16 protein-coding genes and 1 pseudogene are annotated in these 16144 nt (G+C 72.1%); 8 read left to right on the plus strand and 9 right to left on the minus strand.

Going from position 1 to position 16144, the window contains the following annotated elements; all coding sequences use genetic code 11:
- Nucleotides 1-2: 2 nt before the first annotated feature.
- Together efeU and ACIBK5_RS14470 are read left to right on the plus strand one after the other, a co-directional pair.
- Nucleotides 3-961, plus strand: a pseudogene (efeU, locus tag ACIBK5_RS14465) (iron uptake transporter permease EfeU); the annotation flags it as partial.
- Nucleotides 924-1916 carry a hypothetical protein gene (locus ACIBK5_RS14470; protein WP_399019446.1) on the plus strand — a complete coding sequence of 331 codons (993 nt, stop codon included), beginning with the start codon at nucleotides 924-926 and terminating at the stop codon, nucleotides 1914-1916. The pseudogene efeU and the gene ACIBK5_RS14470, both read left to right, overlap by 38 nt.
- A gap of 27 nt (nucleotides 1917-1943) precedes the next feature.
- Here ACIBK5_RS14470 and ACIBK5_RS14475 read toward each other — a convergent pair whose 3' ends face one another.
- On the minus strand, nucleotides 1944-2672 hold the full coding sequence (locus tag ACIBK5_RS14475) for a bifunctional DNA primase/polymerase (RefSeq protein ID WP_399019449.1): 729 nt from the start codon (nucleotides 2670-2672) through the stop codon (nucleotides 1944-1946).
- Nucleotides 2673-2864: 192 nt separating this feature from the next.
- Here ACIBK5_RS14475 and ACIBK5_RS14480 point away from each other — a divergent pair, with 192 nt between their 5' ends.
- Complete coding sequence (locus tag ACIBK5_RS14480; RefSeq protein ID WP_399019451.1) at nucleotides 2865-3785, plus strand: glycerophosphodiester phosphodiesterase; 921 nt, start codon at nucleotides 2865-2867, stop codon at nucleotides 3783-3785.
- Here the strand turns inward: ACIBK5_RS14480 and ACIBK5_RS14485 are convergent.
- Nucleotides 3764-4393, minus strand: a complete 630-nt coding sequence (locus ACIBK5_RS14485) for a TetR/AcrR family transcriptional regulator (protein WP_399019453.1) — start codon at nucleotides 4391-4393, stop codon at nucleotides 3764-3766. The two genes, ACIBK5_RS14480 and ACIBK5_RS14485, sit on opposite strands and share 22 nt — an antisense overlap.
- A gap of 110 nt (nucleotides 4394-4503) precedes the next feature.
- Here ACIBK5_RS14485 and ACIBK5_RS14490 point away from each other — a divergent pair, with 110 nt between their 5' ends.
- Nucleotides 4504-4716 carry a DUF6243 family protein gene (locus ACIBK5_RS14490; RefSeq protein ID WP_399019455.1) on the plus strand — a complete coding sequence of 71 codons (213 nt, stop codon included), beginning with the start codon at nucleotides 4504-4506 and terminating at the stop codon, nucleotides 4714-4716.
- 128 nt (nucleotides 4717-4844) lie between these two features.
- Complete coding sequence (locus ACIBK5_RS14495; protein WP_399019457.1) at nucleotides 4845-6224, plus strand: S28 family serine protease; 1380 nt, start codon at nucleotides 4845-4847, stop codon at nucleotides 6222-6224.
- Here ACIBK5_RS14495 and ACIBK5_RS14500 read toward each other — a convergent pair.
- The 4 genes from ACIBK5_RS14500 to ACIBK5_RS14515 all read right to left on the minus strand — a co-directional run bounded on the left by ACIBK5_RS14500 (nucleotide 6191) and on the right by ACIBK5_RS14515 (nucleotide 10144).
- Nucleotides 6191-6544, minus strand: a complete 354-nt coding sequence (locus ACIBK5_RS14500) for a hypothetical protein (protein WP_399019458.1) — start codon at nucleotides 6542-6544, stop codon at nucleotides 6191-6193. The two genes, ACIBK5_RS14495 and ACIBK5_RS14500, sit on opposite strands and share 34 nt — an antisense overlap.
- An 83-nt stretch (nucleotides 6545-6627) precedes the next feature.
- Nucleotides 6628-7617, minus strand: a complete 990-nt coding sequence (locus tag ACIBK5_RS14505; protein WP_399019459.1) for a small ribosomal subunit Rsm22 family protein — start codon at nucleotides 7615-7617, stop codon at nucleotides 6628-6630.
- A gap of 47 nt (nucleotides 7618-7664) precedes the next feature.
- Nucleotides 7665-8780, minus strand: coding sequence for a serine hydrolase domain-containing protein (locus ACIBK5_RS14510; RefSeq protein WP_399020004.1), 1116 nt, complete (start codon nucleotides 8778-8780; stop codon nucleotides 7665-7667).
- 11 nt (nucleotides 8781-8791) lie between these two features.
- Nucleotides 8792-10144, minus strand: a complete 1353-nt coding sequence (locus tag ACIBK5_RS14515; RefSeq protein ID WP_399019461.1) for a multidrug effflux MFS transporter — start codon at nucleotides 10142-10144, stop codon at nucleotides 8792-8794.
- Nucleotides 10145-10229: 85 nt separating this feature from the next.
- Here ACIBK5_RS14515 and ACIBK5_RS14520 point away from each other — a divergent pair, with 85 nt between their 5' ends.
- Nucleotides 10230-11273, plus strand: coding sequence for a Gfo/Idh/MocA family protein (locus ACIBK5_RS14520; RefSeq protein WP_399019463.1), 1044 nt, complete (start codon nucleotides 10230-10232; stop codon nucleotides 11271-11273).
- On the opposite strand, the gene ACIBK5_RS14525 is transcribed toward ACIBK5_RS14520, so the two are convergent.
- On the minus strand, nucleotides 11260-12900 hold the full coding sequence (locus ACIBK5_RS14525) for an alkaline phosphatase D family protein (RefSeq protein ID WP_399019465.1): 1641 nt from the start codon (nucleotides 12898-12900) through the stop codon (nucleotides 11260-11262). The genes ACIBK5_RS14520 and ACIBK5_RS14525 overlap by 14 nt on opposite strands.
- A 134-nt stretch (nucleotides 12901-13034) precedes the next feature.
- Here ACIBK5_RS14525 and ACIBK5_RS14530 point away from each other — a divergent pair, with 134 nt between their 5' ends.
- A complete protein-coding gene (locus tag ACIBK5_RS14530) occupies nucleotides 13035-13793 on the plus strand; it encodes an SDR family oxidoreductase (RefSeq protein ID WP_399019466.1) in 759 nt (252 codons plus the stop codon).
- Between the two features lie 262 nt (nucleotides 13794-14055).
- On the opposite strand, the gene ACIBK5_RS14535 is transcribed toward ACIBK5_RS14530, so the two are convergent.
- Both ACIBK5_RS14535 and ACIBK5_RS14540 read right to left on the minus strand, forming a co-directional pair.
- A complete protein-coding gene (locus ACIBK5_RS14535; protein WP_399019468.1) occupies nucleotides 14056-15042 on the minus strand; it encodes an aldo/keto reductase in 987 nt (328 codons plus the stop codon).
- 58 nt (nucleotides 15043-15100) lie between these two features.
- Nucleotides 15101-15427 (minus strand): nuclear transport factor 2 family protein, encoded by a 327-nt coding sequence (locus ACIBK5_RS14540; RefSeq protein ID WP_399019469.1) that lies wholly within the window; start codon nucleotides 15425-15427, stop codon nucleotides 15101-15103.
- A gap of 154 nt (nucleotides 15428-15581) precedes the next feature.
- On the opposite strand from ACIBK5_RS14540, the gene ACIBK5_RS14545 reads away from it, so the two are divergent.
- Nucleotides 15582-16139, plus strand: coding sequence for a DoxX family protein (locus tag ACIBK5_RS14545; protein WP_399019471.1), 558 nt, complete (start codon nucleotides 15582-15584; stop codon nucleotides 16137-16139).
- Nucleotides 16140-16144: the final 5 nt, after the last annotated feature.

Raw genomic sequence — 16144 nt, forward strand, 5'->3', positions numbered from 1 at the left:
CCGTGTTCTCCAACTACCTGATCGGTCTGCGCGAGGGCCTGGAGGCGAGCCTGGTCGTCTGCATCCTCATCGCCTACCTGGTCAAGACGGACCGCAGGGACGCCCTGAAGCCGATCTGGACCGGCATCGGGGTCGCGGTCGCCCTGGCCCTCGGCTTCGGCTGCGCGCTCGAGTTCGGCTCCCAGGAACTGACGTTCCAGGCCCAGGAAGCACTCGGCGGCTCCCTCTCCGTCCTCGCGGTCTGCCTGGTGACGTGGATGGTGTTCTGGATGCGCCGCACCGCCCGCCATCTCAAGGCGGAGCTGCACGGCAGGCTGGACGCGGCGCTGGCGATGGGCACGGGGGCGCTGGTCGCCACGGCGTTCCTGGCCGTGGGCCGGGAGGGCCTGGAGACGGCCCTGTTCGTCTGGGCCTCGGTCCACGCGGCGAGCGACGGCACGCCGCGGCCACTGGTGGGTGTGGGTCTGGGACTTGCCACGGCGGTGCTCCTGGGCTGGCTGTTCTACCGGGGCGCGCTGCGGATCAATCTGGCGAAGTTCTTCACATGGACCGGCGGCATGCTCGTGGTCGTGGCCGCGGGTGTCCTGGCGTACGGCTTCCACGACCTCCAGGAGGCGGACTTCCTGCCGGGCCTCACGAACAAGGCCTTCGACATCTCCTCCACCATCCCGCCGGACAGCTGGTACGGCACTCTCCTCAAGGGCGTCTTCAACTTCCAGCCCGACCCGACGGTCCTCCAGGTGACGGTGTGGCTCCTGTACCTGGTCCCGACCCTGGCGCTGTTCCTGGCACCGACGGGCCTCGTCCGGCGCCGGACGGCAACCGCCCCGGCCCGGGACAGCTGACGCACACCCCACCCCGCCCCGGTCGCCGGAGGCACCCGGTAGGGTTCGCCTCCGGAAAGGGGAAGGTGAAGGCACCCGATGATCAGGGATCGCGACCCTCGAACACTCCGCACGCTTGGCCGGAGGACCCTCATATCGGCCTCGGTGACCGCTTTGTCGTTGACGGCCGGCGGATGCGTCGTCGTGCACGGCGAACGGGAGATCCTCCCGTCGACCACCCGCGCCGAAGCCGCCAAGGCCCTCCAGGAGTTCACGACCGCGTACAACGACGCCGACAAGGCCTACGACGCCTCCCTGGACGCCGAGCACACCACCGGCGCCCTCGCCGACATCGACTCGGCCCGTCTGGAGGCCGGCCAGAAGAACAGCCCGGGCGGCAACCCGAACCACACACCGCTGAAGCTGACGGACGCGAAGTTCACGATCCCGAAGAAGGCCGGCTGGCCCCGCTGGTTCGTCGCCGACGCCGCCGGCAACAAGGGCGGCACCGCCCGCTGGCTGCTCGTGTTCACCCGCAGCAGCCTCGACGACCCGTTCCAGGTCGCGTATCTGACCCTCGTCGCCCCCGGCAAGGTCCCGGAGTTCAAGAAGGACGCGGACGGCTGGGCCGAGTCGGTCCCCGTGAACTCGACGAGCCTGGCGGCCAAGCCCGGCGACCTGAGCCAGACCTACACGACGTATCTCAAGAACGGCGGAGCCGCCTTCACCGACGGCGCGCACACCAGCCAGTGGCGTGCCCTGCGCGAGAAGAACACCAAGAGGCCGGGCCTGGTCACCCAGTACATCGACGAGCCGCTGACGAACGGCGACTACGGGCCCCTGGCGCTGCGCACGACGGACGGCGGCGCGCTGGTGTTCTTCACCACGCGGCACTACGAGAAGCAGACGGCCTACGCGGGCACGACGTTCCCGACCCCGAACAAGGACGTGCTCGCGCTGACGAAGGGCGAGATCAAGCAGTCCCTCACGCTGGAGTTCGTCTCCAACGAGGTGGCGCTGGATCCGAAGGGCCAGGGCAAGGTGACGATCCTGGGCCGGATCCAGGGCATGACCTCGGCGGAGGGCTCGTAGCCGCAGGGCCTCGGCCGGCTCAGGGCCTCAGCGCCGCGAGGGCCATGCCGATCCCGCGGAGTCGGCGTCGACGTACCGGCCGCAGACCTCGGTGAGCACCTCCAGCAGGCTCAACGGGTCCGGCAGCTCGTGCTCGGGCCCGCGCACCCACCGCACCGCCTGGCCGTCACCGGGCAGCCGGGCCGGCGGCACGAGGACGTACGAGCCCCGGCAGTGCCAGCGCAGCCCAGGGTGCTCGTCCGCCGTCTCGGGGTGGCAGTCCAGCTCGCACGGCCACCACTCGTCCTCGTCCTCGGGCGTCCCGCGGGTGAGGGTGAAGAAGAGCATGCGGCCGTCGTCGCTCTCGGCGACCGGCCCGACCTCGACACCCTGCGCGAGCAGCCGCTCCAACGCGTCGCGACCGGCATCCAGGGGCACGTCGAGGACGTCGTGCACCATGCCGGTCGCGGTGATGAAGTTGGCCTCTGGCTGATGGCGGGCCCAGCGCTCGATCTGGGCGCGGTCGGTGGTGGACTGCGTCTGCCAGGCGAAGGACACGGGGTGCCGGGCCGGGGTGGGACAGCCGACGCGGTCGCAGGAGCAGCGGTAGCCGGCCGGGTGGGCGGCGGGCGCCAGGGGCAGTCCCGCGCCGGCGGCGGCGAGCAGCAGGGCCTCACGGCCGCCGTCACCGGCGGTCTCCTTCGGCCGGCGCCCGGCGCGCAGCCACTGGGTGAGTTTGCCCTGCAGACCGGTCCGGCCGCCGAACTCCGCGCTCATCTATCCCCTCGCCTCGCCGTCGTGCGGAACAGCATGCCCTATGGTCCCATCTTCCCGCGCACCGGGGGGCCAGTGCCCACATCCGGGGCAGGAGCTATGAGACGGGTACCGGTGGGGCGAGCGAGGCATATGCCGCACCGAGATCGGTGTCATTGCGCACTTTGAACCGATATGGCGACCTACCGTATCGCCATGGTCACAACGATCGCGCTGACGGGCCTGGCCACCGCGGCTTCCGTGGCCGCGCTGACCCTCGCGGGGCACGGCACCGCCCCGATGCCGCTGGAGTGGGGCACCGGCCCGCTGACGGTGGCGGCACTCCCCCGGATCACGTACGTCGCGCACCGCGGCGGCGCCCACGAGGTCCCCGAGAACAGCATGGCGGGGCTGATGACCGCCTACCGGCGCGGTACGGCGCAGGTGCTGGACTTCGACACCCGGCTGCTGCGCGACGGCACGCCGGTGGTGTTCCACGACGAGACCCTGAACCGCACCACCTACCTGGGCGGCGCGGTGCGCGGCCTGGACACCCGGGAGTGGCAGGGCGTACGGCTGCGCCCGAGGGACGTGCTGCCCGGGAGCTGGCGGTCGGAGCGGCCGCCGACGGTGGCGGAGGTCCTGGACCGTTTCGGCGGGCGGATCGTGCTGATGCTGGAGGCGAAGGATCCGCGGGGCCTGGACCGGCTGGCCGGCCTGATCCGGGCCCGCGGCCTGACCCGCTCGGTCTTCGTGAACTCCAACGACCCCGGGGTGGCCCGGCGCGCCCACCGCCTCGGCCTGCTCACACAGGTGTGGCGCTCGGCGCGGCAACTGCGCACGGACCGCCCGGAGCGCTGGCGGTCGTACGTCGATCTGCTGGACGTGGACCACCGGGCGCGCGACGCGGACCTGGTGCGGGCGGTGAACTCGGGGATCGCGCGGGTGTGGGCGCACACGGTGGTGACGGACGCGCAGCGGGACCGGGTGCTGGCGCTGGGGTGCACCGGGGTGATCACGGACGCGCCGGGGCGGCTGGCACGCATCGCCGAGCGGGAGGCCTGGCAGGTCCGGGAGGCCCGGGACGACGCCCAGCGGGACGCCCGGAGGGCCCTTCAGCGGGGCGCGAGGCCGTGAAGGGCGTAGTCGACGAGGGTGTCGGTGTACTCGTAGGAGATCGGGCCGGTGTACTGGAGCCAGCGCTGGGCGAGGGGGGAGACCCAGAGTTCGAGGGCGATGCGCGGGTCGACGTCCGGGCGGACCTGGCCGCCCTCCTGCGCGGAGCGCACCCGGTCGGCGTACATCTGGAGCGACGGTTCGAGGAGCTTGCCCACCATGACGCGACCCAATTGCTCATCGACCACTCCCTCGGCGGCCAGGGCGCGCGACGGGCCCTCGAAGCGGGGGTCCCGGAGCTGGTCGACGGTGAGGCGCAGGACGGCCTTGAGGTCGGCGGCGAGGTCGCCGGTGTCCGGGATGGCGAACTCGTACTCCGGGCCGGCGTCCCGGGCCGCCTGTTCGCTCAGGTCGAGGAAGGCCTCCAGCAGGACGTCGGCCTTGGAGGACCACCAGCGGTAGATCGTCTGCTTGCCGACACCGGCCCGGGCGGCGATGCCCTCGATGGTGGTCTTGGGGTAGCCGACCTCGGCGACCAGTGTGAGGGCGGCGTCGTAGATGGCGCGACGGGACTTCTCGCTGCGCCGGGTGGAGTCGGGGGCGGGCTGCGCGGGCTTCTTCGGGCTCATGGCTCGAATTTATCAGGTTGACAAGACGGTGCGTCTCGCCGGACAGTGTTGAGGTAAGCGCGAGACGAAACGTCTCGTCACATCATCGCACTCAGGGGAGGAGCCCCGACATGACCCGAGGCGGAGCCGGAAACATGCTGGGTGTCGGCGGATCGCGCAAGAACCTCGGCCGCAAGGCGCTGCGCGGCGGCGGCCGGGACGGCCGGATCGGCGGCGGTCTCGACCCGCAGACCCAGAAACGCGAGCTGCTGCGCAAGCTCCAGGAGAAGCGGCAGCAACAGCGGGAAGGCCAGGAGGGCGGTACGACCGACCGGTCGTCGTGAGCCTCCCCCGCCCGGGGGAGAGAGTCCCCTCGCGCGCGGGATCCTCCCGGGACGTCCGGCGGATGCACTGAAGCGGTCGTGAACACCGCGACCGAACCGCCACCGACGGACACCCGGGAGGAAACACGATGCGCGTGTGGACGAGACGACGGCTGCTCACCTCTGCGGCCTCGACGGTCAGCGCGGTCTCGGCCGCGGGCCTCGCCGTCACGGCGGCCGGACCGGCTCGGGCAGCGGACGGACGACCCCGACCCGGGGACGCCGACATCGCGGACACCCTGCGGGCGCTGCCCGGACTGCGGCTGATCGAGGAGCGGCAGGACGCCGAACCGGGGTACCGGCACTTCGTCCTGAGCCTGCGCCAGCCGGTGGACCACACCGACCCCGCGGCCGGCACCTTCGAGCAGCGCCTCACCCTGCTCCACACCGGCGCCGACCGGCCCACGGTGCTGTTCAGCACCGGCTACCACGCGGTCCTCACCCCCCGGCGGAGCGAACCGGCGGCGCTGCTGGGCGCCAACCAACTCCAGGTGGAGCACCGGTACTTCGGCGACTCACGCCCGGCGGATCCCGGCTACACCCACCTCACCGTCCGCCAGGCCGCCGACGACCATCACCGCGTCGTCCGTCTCCTCCGCCGGGTCTACCCCGGCGCATGGCTCTCCACCGGCAGCAGCAAGGGCGGCATGACGAGCGTCTACCACCGCCGCTTCCACCCCGGTGACGTGGACGGCACGGTGGTCTACTCGGCCCCGAACAACGTCGACGACCGCGAGGACTCCGCCTGTCTGCGCTTCCTCGAGACGGTGGGCTCCGCCTCCGGCCGCGAGGCCGTCAAGGCCGCCCAGCGCAGGATGCTGGAGCACCGGGGCGAGCTGGTCGCCCGCTACGAGGCCTGGGCCTCCAGCACCGGCGACACCTTCCGGATCATCGGCAGCGCCGACAAGGCGTTCGAAATCGCCGTGCTGCGGGTGCTGTTCATGTTCTGGCAGCGCGCGTCGCCGCCCGATGTCGCCACGATCCCCGGCCCGGAGGCGACGACCGACGAGCTGTACGCGTGGCTGGACAACTGGGCGGGGCTTTCCCTGTACGCCGACACCGCGGCCCGGCGGTACATCCCGTACTGGTACCAGATCGGCACGCAGTTGGGGTACGGCGACGTCCCCACCGCCCACGTGGCGGACCTGCTGCGTCACCCGGGCGGCATCGCGGCGCGCAACTTCGTCCCCCGGGACATCCCCATGGTCTTCGACACGGCCGCCATGCCGGACATCGACCGCTGGGTCCGCCGCCGCGGCAGCCGGCTGCTGTTCGTCAACGGCGCCCAGGACCCGGCCGTGGCCGAGCACTTCCGGCCCGGGGGTGCCGACTCGCGGCTCCTGTGGGTGCCGGGCGGCAATCACGGCGTCGACATCGCGAACCTGTCCCCCGCCGACCGGGCGTCGGCGGAGGAGGCGTTGTTCCGCTGGGTCGGTCAGGAGTACTTCACGCAGACGTTGGGCACGTAGCCCACGGTGCCGCGGTAGTTGACCTTGCGCCAGTAGTGGTAGCTCTTGATCCCGCAGGCGTTCTTGTACGAGCCGCCGTCGACGCCCTTGATGTCACAGCCCTTGGTGCCCTTGTACCAGAGGCGCAGGATGGTCGACTTGGTGGTGGCCGACTTGCGGACGTTGACGTTCGACAGCGCAGTCAGGCTCTTGCACTTCGCCGAGGCCGCGACGGTGGTCATGTCGTCGCTCTGTACGGTCGCCGTGCCGGAGGCGCTCGGCACGAGCCCGGCCAGGGCCAGGGCCGCGACCGCCACCGGGGCGATCAGAAGCTTCTTCAAAGGTTCCTCCCGTTGTGTGGTACGTCATGCTCACGCCCAGAGGCGCGAGTTGATCTTAGGCGTACCCGGAAGGAGGCCGGTGATCAGGGTGCGGGCGGCCAGGCGTCGCCCCAGTCCGCGTCGCGTGCGGCCTTGTACAGGTCGCCGTGGCGCTTGGTGACGGTGGTGCGGTTCAGGGACGGTTCGGTCTCGCAGAGGTCGAGGAGGACCTGGCCCTTGCGGATCTGGGGCTTGCGTACGACGCGTGCGGGGGCCGGTTCGACGGGGAAGCGGGCCGCGGCAACGTAGCTGAACTTCTCGTCCTCGTAGGGGAGGGAGCCGCCCTTGACCTGGCGGTGCAGGGAGGAACGGCTGACCCGCGCGGAGAAGTGGCACCAGTCCGTGCCTGGGGCGATGGGGCAGGCCGCGCTGTGCGGGCAGGGGGCGGCGATGCGGAAGCCGGCGGCGATCAGCCGGTCACGGGCCTCGATGACACGGGCGTAGCCGTCGGGGGTGCCGGGTTCGACGATCACGACGGCCTGTGCGGCGGCCGCGGCGGCGTCGACGAGGGCGGTGCGGTCGGGGGCGGTCAGCTCGTTGAGGACGTAGGAGACCGTGACGAGATCAGTGCTCTCCAGGGTGAGCGCCGCTCCGATCCGGGAGCGCTGCCACCGTACGTCGCGCAGGGCCGGGTTGGCCGCGGCGATCTCCCGGCCCAGGGCCAGCGCGGGCTCGGCCCAGTCGAGCACGGTGACGGGCCGCTCCCCGTCCCAGGTCGCGGTCACGGCCCAGGCCGCGGCGCCGGTACCTCCGCCGACGTCCAGATGGCCCTCGGGCGCCCACTCGGGCACGGCGTCCGCGAACGCGTCCAGCGCCGACCGCACCGCCTCGAAGGTCGCGGGCATCCGGTAGGCCGCGTAGGCGGCCACATCGGCCCGGTCCCGGAGGATGGGAGCGTCGGTGGGCGTGGCCCCGCGATAACTGGCGATCAGCCGCTCGACCGCACGGGAGGCCTGCCGGGGCGGCAGCCCGTCGAGCAGACCGGCGAGAGCGGTACGGAGGATTTCGGCGGCCGGGGCTGCGGGGGCGTTCACCCGGCGATTCTACGAGGGGCCCGAGCGGTGGGGAGAGAGCGGTGCTCTCAGATTCCCCGCACCGCTCGTGCCACCCGGGTCCCCGCCGCCGCCCTGGGTGCGCTGTCCGGACGGCGGCGGCGCGGATGGACCGCGTTCGTCAGGAGGATCAGGAACGTGTCCGTCGCCGGGTCGAGGACCAGGGACGTGCCGGTGAAGCCCGTGTGGCCCGCCGCGCCCCGGCCTGCCAGGTCGCCCATGAACCACGGCTGGTCCAGGGAGAAGCCGAGGCCGGGCGGGGTGAAGAGGAGCTCGACGAAGTCGGGGCCGAGGATCCGGGCGGGGCCGTGGGAGCCGCCGGCCAGCAGGGTGCGGCAGAACACCGCGAGGTCCCGGCCCGTGGAGAACAGGCCCGCGTGGCCCGCCACGCCGCCCAGCGCCCAGGCGTTCTCGTCGTGGACCTCGCCCCGCAGCATCCCCCGGTCCGCCTTGGCCCACGGCCGCCGCTGGTCCTCCGTCGCCGCCGCCCCGGGGCACGGCCCGAACTCCGTCGCCGTCATGCCCAGCGGCCGGGTGACGCCGTCGCGGACGAGGACGTCGAGGGTACGGCCGGTGACGCGTTCCAGGACGTACTGGAGGAGGAGCATGTTCAGGTCGGAGTAGCAGTACGTGCCGGGCACGCCGACCGGCTGCTCCGCCTGGAGCATCGCCAGCCGGTGCGCGGCGTCGGCGCAGTCGTACAGCGGGAGTTCGGGCCGCAGCCCGGACGTGTGGGTGAGCAGCTGCCGTACGGTGACGCCGCGCCGGGCCGCCCCCGTGAAGTCGGGCAGATACGCACCCACCTTCGCGTCGATGCCCAGCGTCCCGCGCTCGATCTGCTGGACGGCGGCCACGGACGTGAACAGTTTCGTGAGGGACGCCAGGTCGAAGGGTGTGCCGACGGTCATCGGGACCCGGTCCTCGGCGGGCAGCTCCACACCGGCGTCGGCGTCCTCGTCGTAGCCCGAGTAGCGCACTGCCCAGCCCGCCGCCTCCTCCACCGCGATCACTGGGCCGCGCCCGACGACCAGGACCGCGCCCGGTGCCCAGGGGCGCTGCCCGGTGGTGAGGACGTGGACCTCCCGGACGAGCCGGCGCAGTTCCGCGGGGTCGAGTCCGGCCCGTTCCGGCGTGCCGTCGCGCAGTCTCGGTGCGCTCAGCTGTCCGCTCCCTCCGCGCTCGCGGTCCTGCTCTCCGTCTCCGAGGTCTCGGAAGTCTTCGGGGTCTCCGAAGTCTTCGAGGTCCTCCAGGGTCGGCACATTCCCACGAAGCAGGCCACTGCCACCAGTGCGGCGGCCAGTTGGACGACGGCCATCGGGACGGCGGTGTCCTCGCCGGCGACGCCGACGAGCGGGGAGGCGATCGCGCCGATGAGGAACGACGAGGTGCCGAGCAGGGCGCTCGCGGAGCCCGCGTTGTGCTTGGTGCGCATCAGCGCGAGGGCCTGGGTGTTGGGCAGCGTGATGCCCATCGCGGACATCAGCACGAAGAGCGCGGCGGCGACGGGCGCGAGACCGACCTCGCCGAACACGCCCGTGGACATCAGCAGCAGCGCGGTCGCGGCGGTGATGACGATGGTCAGGCCGATCCCCAGCACCCGGTCCAGGCTGACCCGGCCGACCAGGATCTTGCCGTTGATCTGGCCGACGAGGACAAGACCGACGGAGTTGACGCCGAACAGCAGGCTGAACGTCTGCGGGGAGGCGCCGTAGATCTCCTGGATGACGAACGGGGACGCCGAGATGTAGGCGAAGAGCGAGGCGAAGGCGAAGCCGCCGGTGAGGGTGTAGCCGGCGAAGGACCGGTCGGCGAGCAGGCCCCGCATCGCGCGCAGGGCCTCGCCCACACCGCCGCTGTGACGCTCGGCGGGCGCCAGGGTCTCGGGCAGCTTCGTCCAGACCAGGACGCCGATCGCGATGCCGATGACGGTGAGGACGACGAAGACGCCCCGCCAGTCCGTGACGCGCAGGACCTGTCCGCCGATCAGCGGCGCCACGATCGGGGCGACTCCGGAGATCAGCATGAGGGTGGAGAAGAAGCGGGCCATGGCCATGCCGTCGTAGAGGTCGCGGACGACGGCCCGGGCGATGACGATCGCGGCGGCGCCCGCGAGGCCCTGGGCCAGCCGGAAGGCGACCAGGAGCTCGACGGTGGGGGCGAGCGCGCACAGGACGGTGGCGACGACGAAGACGGCGAGCCCGGCGAGCAGCGGGCGGCGGCGGCCCCAGCGGTCGCTCATCGGCCCGACGACGAGCTGGCCGAGCGCCATGCCGGCCAGGCAGGCGGTGAGCGTGAGCTGGACCGTCGCGGCGGGCGCGTGCAGGGAGCGGGTGACCTCCGGCAGCGACGGGAGGTACATGTCCATCGCCAGCGGCGGTACGGCCGTCAGGCTGCCGAGGAGGAAGGTGACCAGGAGCCCGGTGCGGCGGTGCGATGTGAGGTCGGGCGGCTCCGTCCCTGCTGCGGCCCCCTGTGCGGTGTTCGATATGGACGCCCCACCCTCGGGCATGAGTCCCTCCCTGTTCGATTCGATCGCCCCCTATGCTCTCAGCTCGTACGGACTGCTCGGGGTCACAAGGCGAAGGCGGCGCGGTATGACGGCGGACACGGTGCGGTGGGGCGTCCTGGCGACCGGTGGGATCGCGGCCGCTTTCACGGCGGATCTGATCGACCTGCCGGACGCGGAGGTCGTGGCGGTGGCGTCGCGGTCCGAGGAGTCGGCGAAGGCGTTCGCGGAGCGGTTCGGGATACCCCGGGCGTACGGCGACTGGAACGCGCTCGCGCGGGACGAGGACATCGATGTCGTCTACGTGGCCACGCCGCACACGGCGCACCGGGCCGCCGCCGGTCTGTGTCTGGCGGCCGGGCGGAACGTGCTGTGCGAGAAGCCGTTCACGCTGAACGTGCGCGAGGCGGCGGAACTCGTCGCGCTGGCGCGGGAGCACGGGCGCTTCCTGATGGAGGCGATGTGGATGTACTGCAATCCGCTGGTGCGGCGGCTGAAGTCACTGGTGGACGACGGTGCGATCGGCGAAGTGCGCAGTGTGCAGGCCGATTTCGGGCTGGCCGGTCCCTTTCCGCCCTCGCACCGGCTGCGGAACCCGGAGCTGGGCGGGGGCGCGCTGCTCGATCTCGGCGTGTACCCGGTGTCGTTCGCGCAGCTGCTGCTCGGGGAGCCGTCGGACATCGCCGCGCGGGCGGTGCTCTCGGAGGAGGGCGTCGATCTCCAGACGGGAGCCCTGCTGTCCTGGGAGAGCGGCGCTCTCGGCTCGGTGCACTGTTCCATCGTGGGCGGTACGGCCACCTCCGCCTCGGTCACGGGCTCGGCGGGCCGTATCGACATCCCGGACGGGTTCTTCTTCCCGGACCGTTTCGTGCTGCACCGGGACGGCCGTGACGCCGAGGAGTTCACGGCCGATCCGGCGGACGGGCCGCGCAACAGCCTGCGTCACGAGGCCGCCGAGGTGATGCGCGCCGTGCGCGCCGGCGAGACCGAGTCGCCGCTCGTCCCGCTCGACGGCACGCTCGCCGTGATGCGGACGCTCGACACGATCCGGGACCGCGTCGGCGTCCGCTACCCAGGGGAGACGGGCGAGTCCCCCGACGAGACGGGCGAGCCGCGCCTCACACCGGCTTGAGCCCCTGCTCCCCCACCTCCGTGACGAAGGACGCGGCCGTCGTGACCGGCGCCCCCTGCGTGGTCACGTACGGCACGGTCTTGAAGTCGGCCCGCGCGGACTCCTGCCCCAGCGCGACCGTCACATAGCCGCGCCGTCCGTTGAAGAACTTCAGGTGCGGGTTGGCGCCCATGTAGGTGTCCCAGGTCGGGGGCTTGTCGGCGCCGTCCCCGCCGCTGGAGATCGACGTCGCCACGATCTCCGTACCGAGGGTCGCGGAGGACGGGGCGTCGAAGTCGTCCTTGATGTCGAAGGCGTACGCGGAGTGCACGTCGCCGCTGAGCACCATCAGGTTGTCGACCCCGGCGGCCTTCGCGCCGTCGAGGACGCGCCGGCGGGAGGCGCTGTAACCGTCCCAGGCGTCCATCGAGACCCGTGACGGGGTGGTGGCGTCCATGTGCCGCCGGGCGAACATGACCTGCTGCGGTACGACATTCCACAGCGCCCGTGAGGAGCGCCAGCCGTCGAGCAGCCAGCGCTCCTGTGTCGCCCCGGTCATGGTGCGCGCCGGGTCGTCGGACTCGGGTCCTGGCACGTGCGCCTTGTCTCCGTAGGCCTGGTCGGAGCGGTACTGGCGGGTGTCGAGGACGTCGAACTGGGCGAGCCGGCCCCAGCGCAGGCGGCGGTAGAGCTGCATATCGGATCCGGCCGGGCGCTGCGGGCGCCGCAGCGGCTGGTTCTCCCAGTAGGCGCGGTAGGCGGAGGCGCGGCGCAGCAGGAACTCCTCCGGCGGGACGTTGTTCTCGGGGATCTCGTCGGCGTAGTTGTTCTCGGTCTCGTGGTCGTCCCAGGTGACGATGAAGGGGTGCGCGGCGTGCGCGGCGCTCAGGTCCGGGTCGGACTTGAAGAGGGCGTACCGCAGCCGGTAGTCGTCCAGGGTCAGCGTCTCGCGGTTGAACAGGTCGGGCAGCGCCCGGTCGGTGTACTTGCGCTGTCCGCCGACGGAGTTGACGGCGTACTCGTAGAGGTAGTCGCCGAGGTGGAAGACGAGATCGACGTCGTCGGCGGCGAGATGCGCGTACGGCGTGTAGTAGCCGTCGGTGTAGGCCTGGCAGGAGACGGCGGCGAGGGTGAGCTCCTGGACCCGGCTGCCGGGGTCCGGGGCGGTGCGGGTGCGGCCGGCCGGACTGACCCAACGGCCGACGCGGAAGCGGTAGTAGTAGCCGCGGCCGGCCTCCAGGCCGCTCGCCTCCACGTGGACGGTGTGGTGGAACTCGGGGTGCGCGGTGACGGTGCCGCGCCGGGCGATACGGCGGAACCGCTCGTCGTGGGCCAGTTCCCACTGGACGGTGACGCGTTCTGCGGGCAGTCCGCTGTCGGCCTGGAACGGGGCGGGTGCGAGGCGGGTCCAGAGGATCACGGAGCCGGGCAGCGGGTCGCCGGAGCCGACGCCCAGCGTGAACGGGTTCTCGGTGATGCGCGCGGCGTCGAGTTCGGCGGCGGCCGCGACTCCGGCCGAGGGCAGATTGGTCGCGAAGGCCAGCGCGGCGGCGGCCCCGGTGGTGGTGAGGAAGCCGCGTCGGCCGATGTGCCGGGCGGCCGCGCGGAGTTCGGGGGCGTGCTGGGACGGGCGTGCTGCGGGTGTCATCCGGTCCTCCCCTGGCGAATGGCTGCAAGGGGCATTGGAGTGGCCGGGGTAGACACCTGGTCGACGTGAACACCGCACGCACGTGACGGACGGATGAGTTCCGGATGGCGGGGCCTCCCGTACGCTGCGGGCCCATGAATGCCAAGGAAAATGCAGTCGCGGTGGTGACCGGGGCGGGTTCCGGAATCGGCCGGGCGGTCGCCGTGGAACTGCTCCGCGCGGGCTGGTCGGTGGCGCTGGCGGGCAGGCGCGTGGAGACGCTGGAGGAGACGGCGGCACTCGCGCCGGAGGGCGCGGCTCTCACCGTACGGACGGACGTCTCACGCCCCGAGGAGGTGGTTGCCCTCTTCGAGGCCACCGCCGGGCGCTTCGGGCGGGTCGACCTGCTGTTCAACAACGCGGGCACGTTCGGACCCGGCGGCGTGCCGGTCGAGGAGCTGCCCTACGACGCGTGGCGGCACGTGGTGGACACCAACCTCAACGGGGCGTTCCTGTGCGCGCAGGCGGCGTACCGGCAGATGAAGGAGCAGGACCCGCGGGGCGGGCGGATCATCAACAACGGGTCCATCTCGGCGCACGCGCCCCGGCCGCACTCGGTGGCCTACACGGCGACGAAGCACGCGCTGACGGGCCTCACCAAGGCGCTGTCGCTGGACGGGCGGCCGTACGGGATCGCGGTGGGGCAGATCGACATCGGCAACGCGGCGACCGACATGACGTCCCGTATGCAGACGGGAGCGCTGCAGGCGAACGGTGAGGTCGCGCCGGAGCCGGTGATGGACGTCGCCGACGTGGCCCGCACGGTGCGGCACATGGCGGAGCTGCCGCTGGAGGCGAACGTGCAGTTCGCGACCGTACTCGCTACGGCGATGCCGTACGTCGGGCGCGGCTGAGCGCCGGTCCTGCGGTCGTCAACTCGTCAACCTGCACAACCGGAATCGCAACGTCCGCACTATTGCGGCCGGTCGGCCGCTTATGCTCAACTCTCCTACACCAAAGCTTCACACTTGGAGCAGAGAGCTTCCGTAGACCACCCGTAGACCACATCCAGGGGGGGCGGCAGTCGTTCCACGGCACCGGGTGGGGGTGGACCCCGCGTGGGACCGCGGGGTACGCACCGGTACGTGGAACGACTGCCGCACAGTTCAACGGTGATCACCGCCCGAGCAACCGGTCGATCTCGGCCAGTTGCCCGCCGGTCAGTGCTCCCTTCGCCAGCGCGCCCGCGTTCTCCTCCGCCTGCGCGACCGAGCGGAAGCCGGGGATGGGGACGGTGGCGGGGCTGCGGGCCCACAGCCAGGCCAGGGCGCCCTGGGCGAGGGTCCGGCCCTCGCTGGTGAGGACGGAGCGGACGGCCTCGACACGGGCGAGCCACTCGGGGTCGGCGCCCGATCCGTCACCGAAGCCCTGGAGCCAGGCCGGGGGCCTGCTGCGGATGTCCCCGCTCTTCAGCGGCTGGTGGGCCCGGCGCTTCCCGGTGAGCAGCCCCATGGCGAGCGGACTGCGGTTGATGCTCGCCAGGCCCGCCTCCTCGCACAGCCGGAGCATGCCGGGCGCGTCCTGGAGGACGTTGAGGGCGTGCTGGACGGCGGCGCAGTGCGGGCCCTCGGCGAACACGGCGGCGCGGGCCGGATCGTCGGTGCTCCAGGCGTAGGCGCGGATCAGCCCTTCGCGCACCAGTTCCTCGCAGGTGTCGCGGAGCCGGGCGGCCTGCTCGGGTTCGGCGTCCCCGATGTGGAACTGGTACAGGTCCACATGGTCCGTGTCGAGGCGGCGCAGGGACGCGGTCAGCGCGCGGCGCATATGGGCCGGGGAGTCGTCCTGGCCGTCGGCGGTGCGCGTCCGCTCGTCGAAGAGGTAGCCCCACTTGGTGGCGACGACCACGTCGGCCCTGCGCTTGCCCAGGGCCCGGCCCAGCACCCGTTCGCTGTGCCCGGTGCCGTAGTTGTCGGCGGTGTCGAAGAAGGTGACGCCCAGGTCGAGGGCGCGCCGCACCGCCCGTACCGACTCCTCGTCGTCGACCTTGCCCCAGCCGAGCGGCTCCCCTTCGGGCCTCTGCCACTCCCCGCCGATCGCCCAGCAGCCGAAGCCCAGAGCGCTCACGTCGATGCCGCTGCGTCCCAGTGTGCGTGTGGTGTCCATGCCCGGGGACGCTATGAGTTGGAGCCCACGCGAAGGCAAGGCCCCGGGACAGGGTCTTTCAGGCCTGTCCGGTCTCGAAGCGGGAGATCCTGCCGTCGTCGTCGACCGTGAAGCTCCACCGGGTGCGCATCTCGCCCCAGGTGTCGTTGTTGTAGTGGGCGACCAGGGAACGGCCGTCGTTGGACTCGCTGTCGACCTGCATATGGCCGTGCGAGAAGAAGATCTCCCGGTCCACCCAGTCGGCGAGGTCGCGGTCGGAGCCGTCGTCCGCCATGGTCGCGCCCGGCGCGAGGAGCTCCATGAAGCCCTCGCGGTCGTGGTTGTTCACGGCGGTCACGAAGGCACGGACGGCCGGGTCACTGAGGCGCGTGGTCTGAATCGTCATGCCAGTCAGCCTCGTACCGGCCGGCGGACCACGCCACCCGTGCCACCCGAACGGCGTCCCGGGCGGCTCCGCCGGGTGTCGCGGCGGGCCGGCGGTGCGACGGTGGAAACGGAGGAGTGCTCCGCTGTTCCTGCTGTCTGCTCCGGGAGACGACGTGAGGCGTTACCACCGACGTGATCTGGGCCTGCTGCTGCTCCGGCTGGGGACGGGCGGTGTGCTGGCCGCCCACGGCACGCAGAAGCTGTTCGGCTGGTTCGGCGGGGGCGGCATCGAGGGCACCGGGCAGTTCATGGAGTCCGTCGGCTACGTCCCGGGCAAGGTGAGCGCGACGGCGGCCGGACTCGCGGAGACCGGCGGCGGCACCCTGCTGGCCCTGGGCCTGGCCACTCCTGCGGCCGGTGCGGCGGCGGCCGGCGCGATGGCGGGAGCGGCAGCGGTGCACACGCCGAACGGGTTCTTCAACCAGGGCGGCGGCTACGAGTACGCGGCGACGCTGGGCCTGACGGCCGCCGGCCTGGCCGTCACCGGCCCGGGGCGGCTCTCCCTGGACCAGCTGCTCGGGCACGCGGTGAACCGCGGCTGGATGATTCCGGCGGCGTTCGCCGCGACGGCGGCCGGGACCGTGCTGGTCGTGGGGGCTCGCACCAGTCGGCTGCGGAAGGCGAGGGAGGGCGAGCAGGAGGCTCTGTTCGAGGAGGAGTACCTGGAGTAGCGGCG

This window comes from Streptomyces sp. NPDC050546, from assembly GCF_044457425.1.
In the GTDB taxonomy this organism is placed as follows: Bacteria; Actinomycetota; Actinomycetes; order Streptomycetales; family Streptomycetaceae; genus Streptomyces.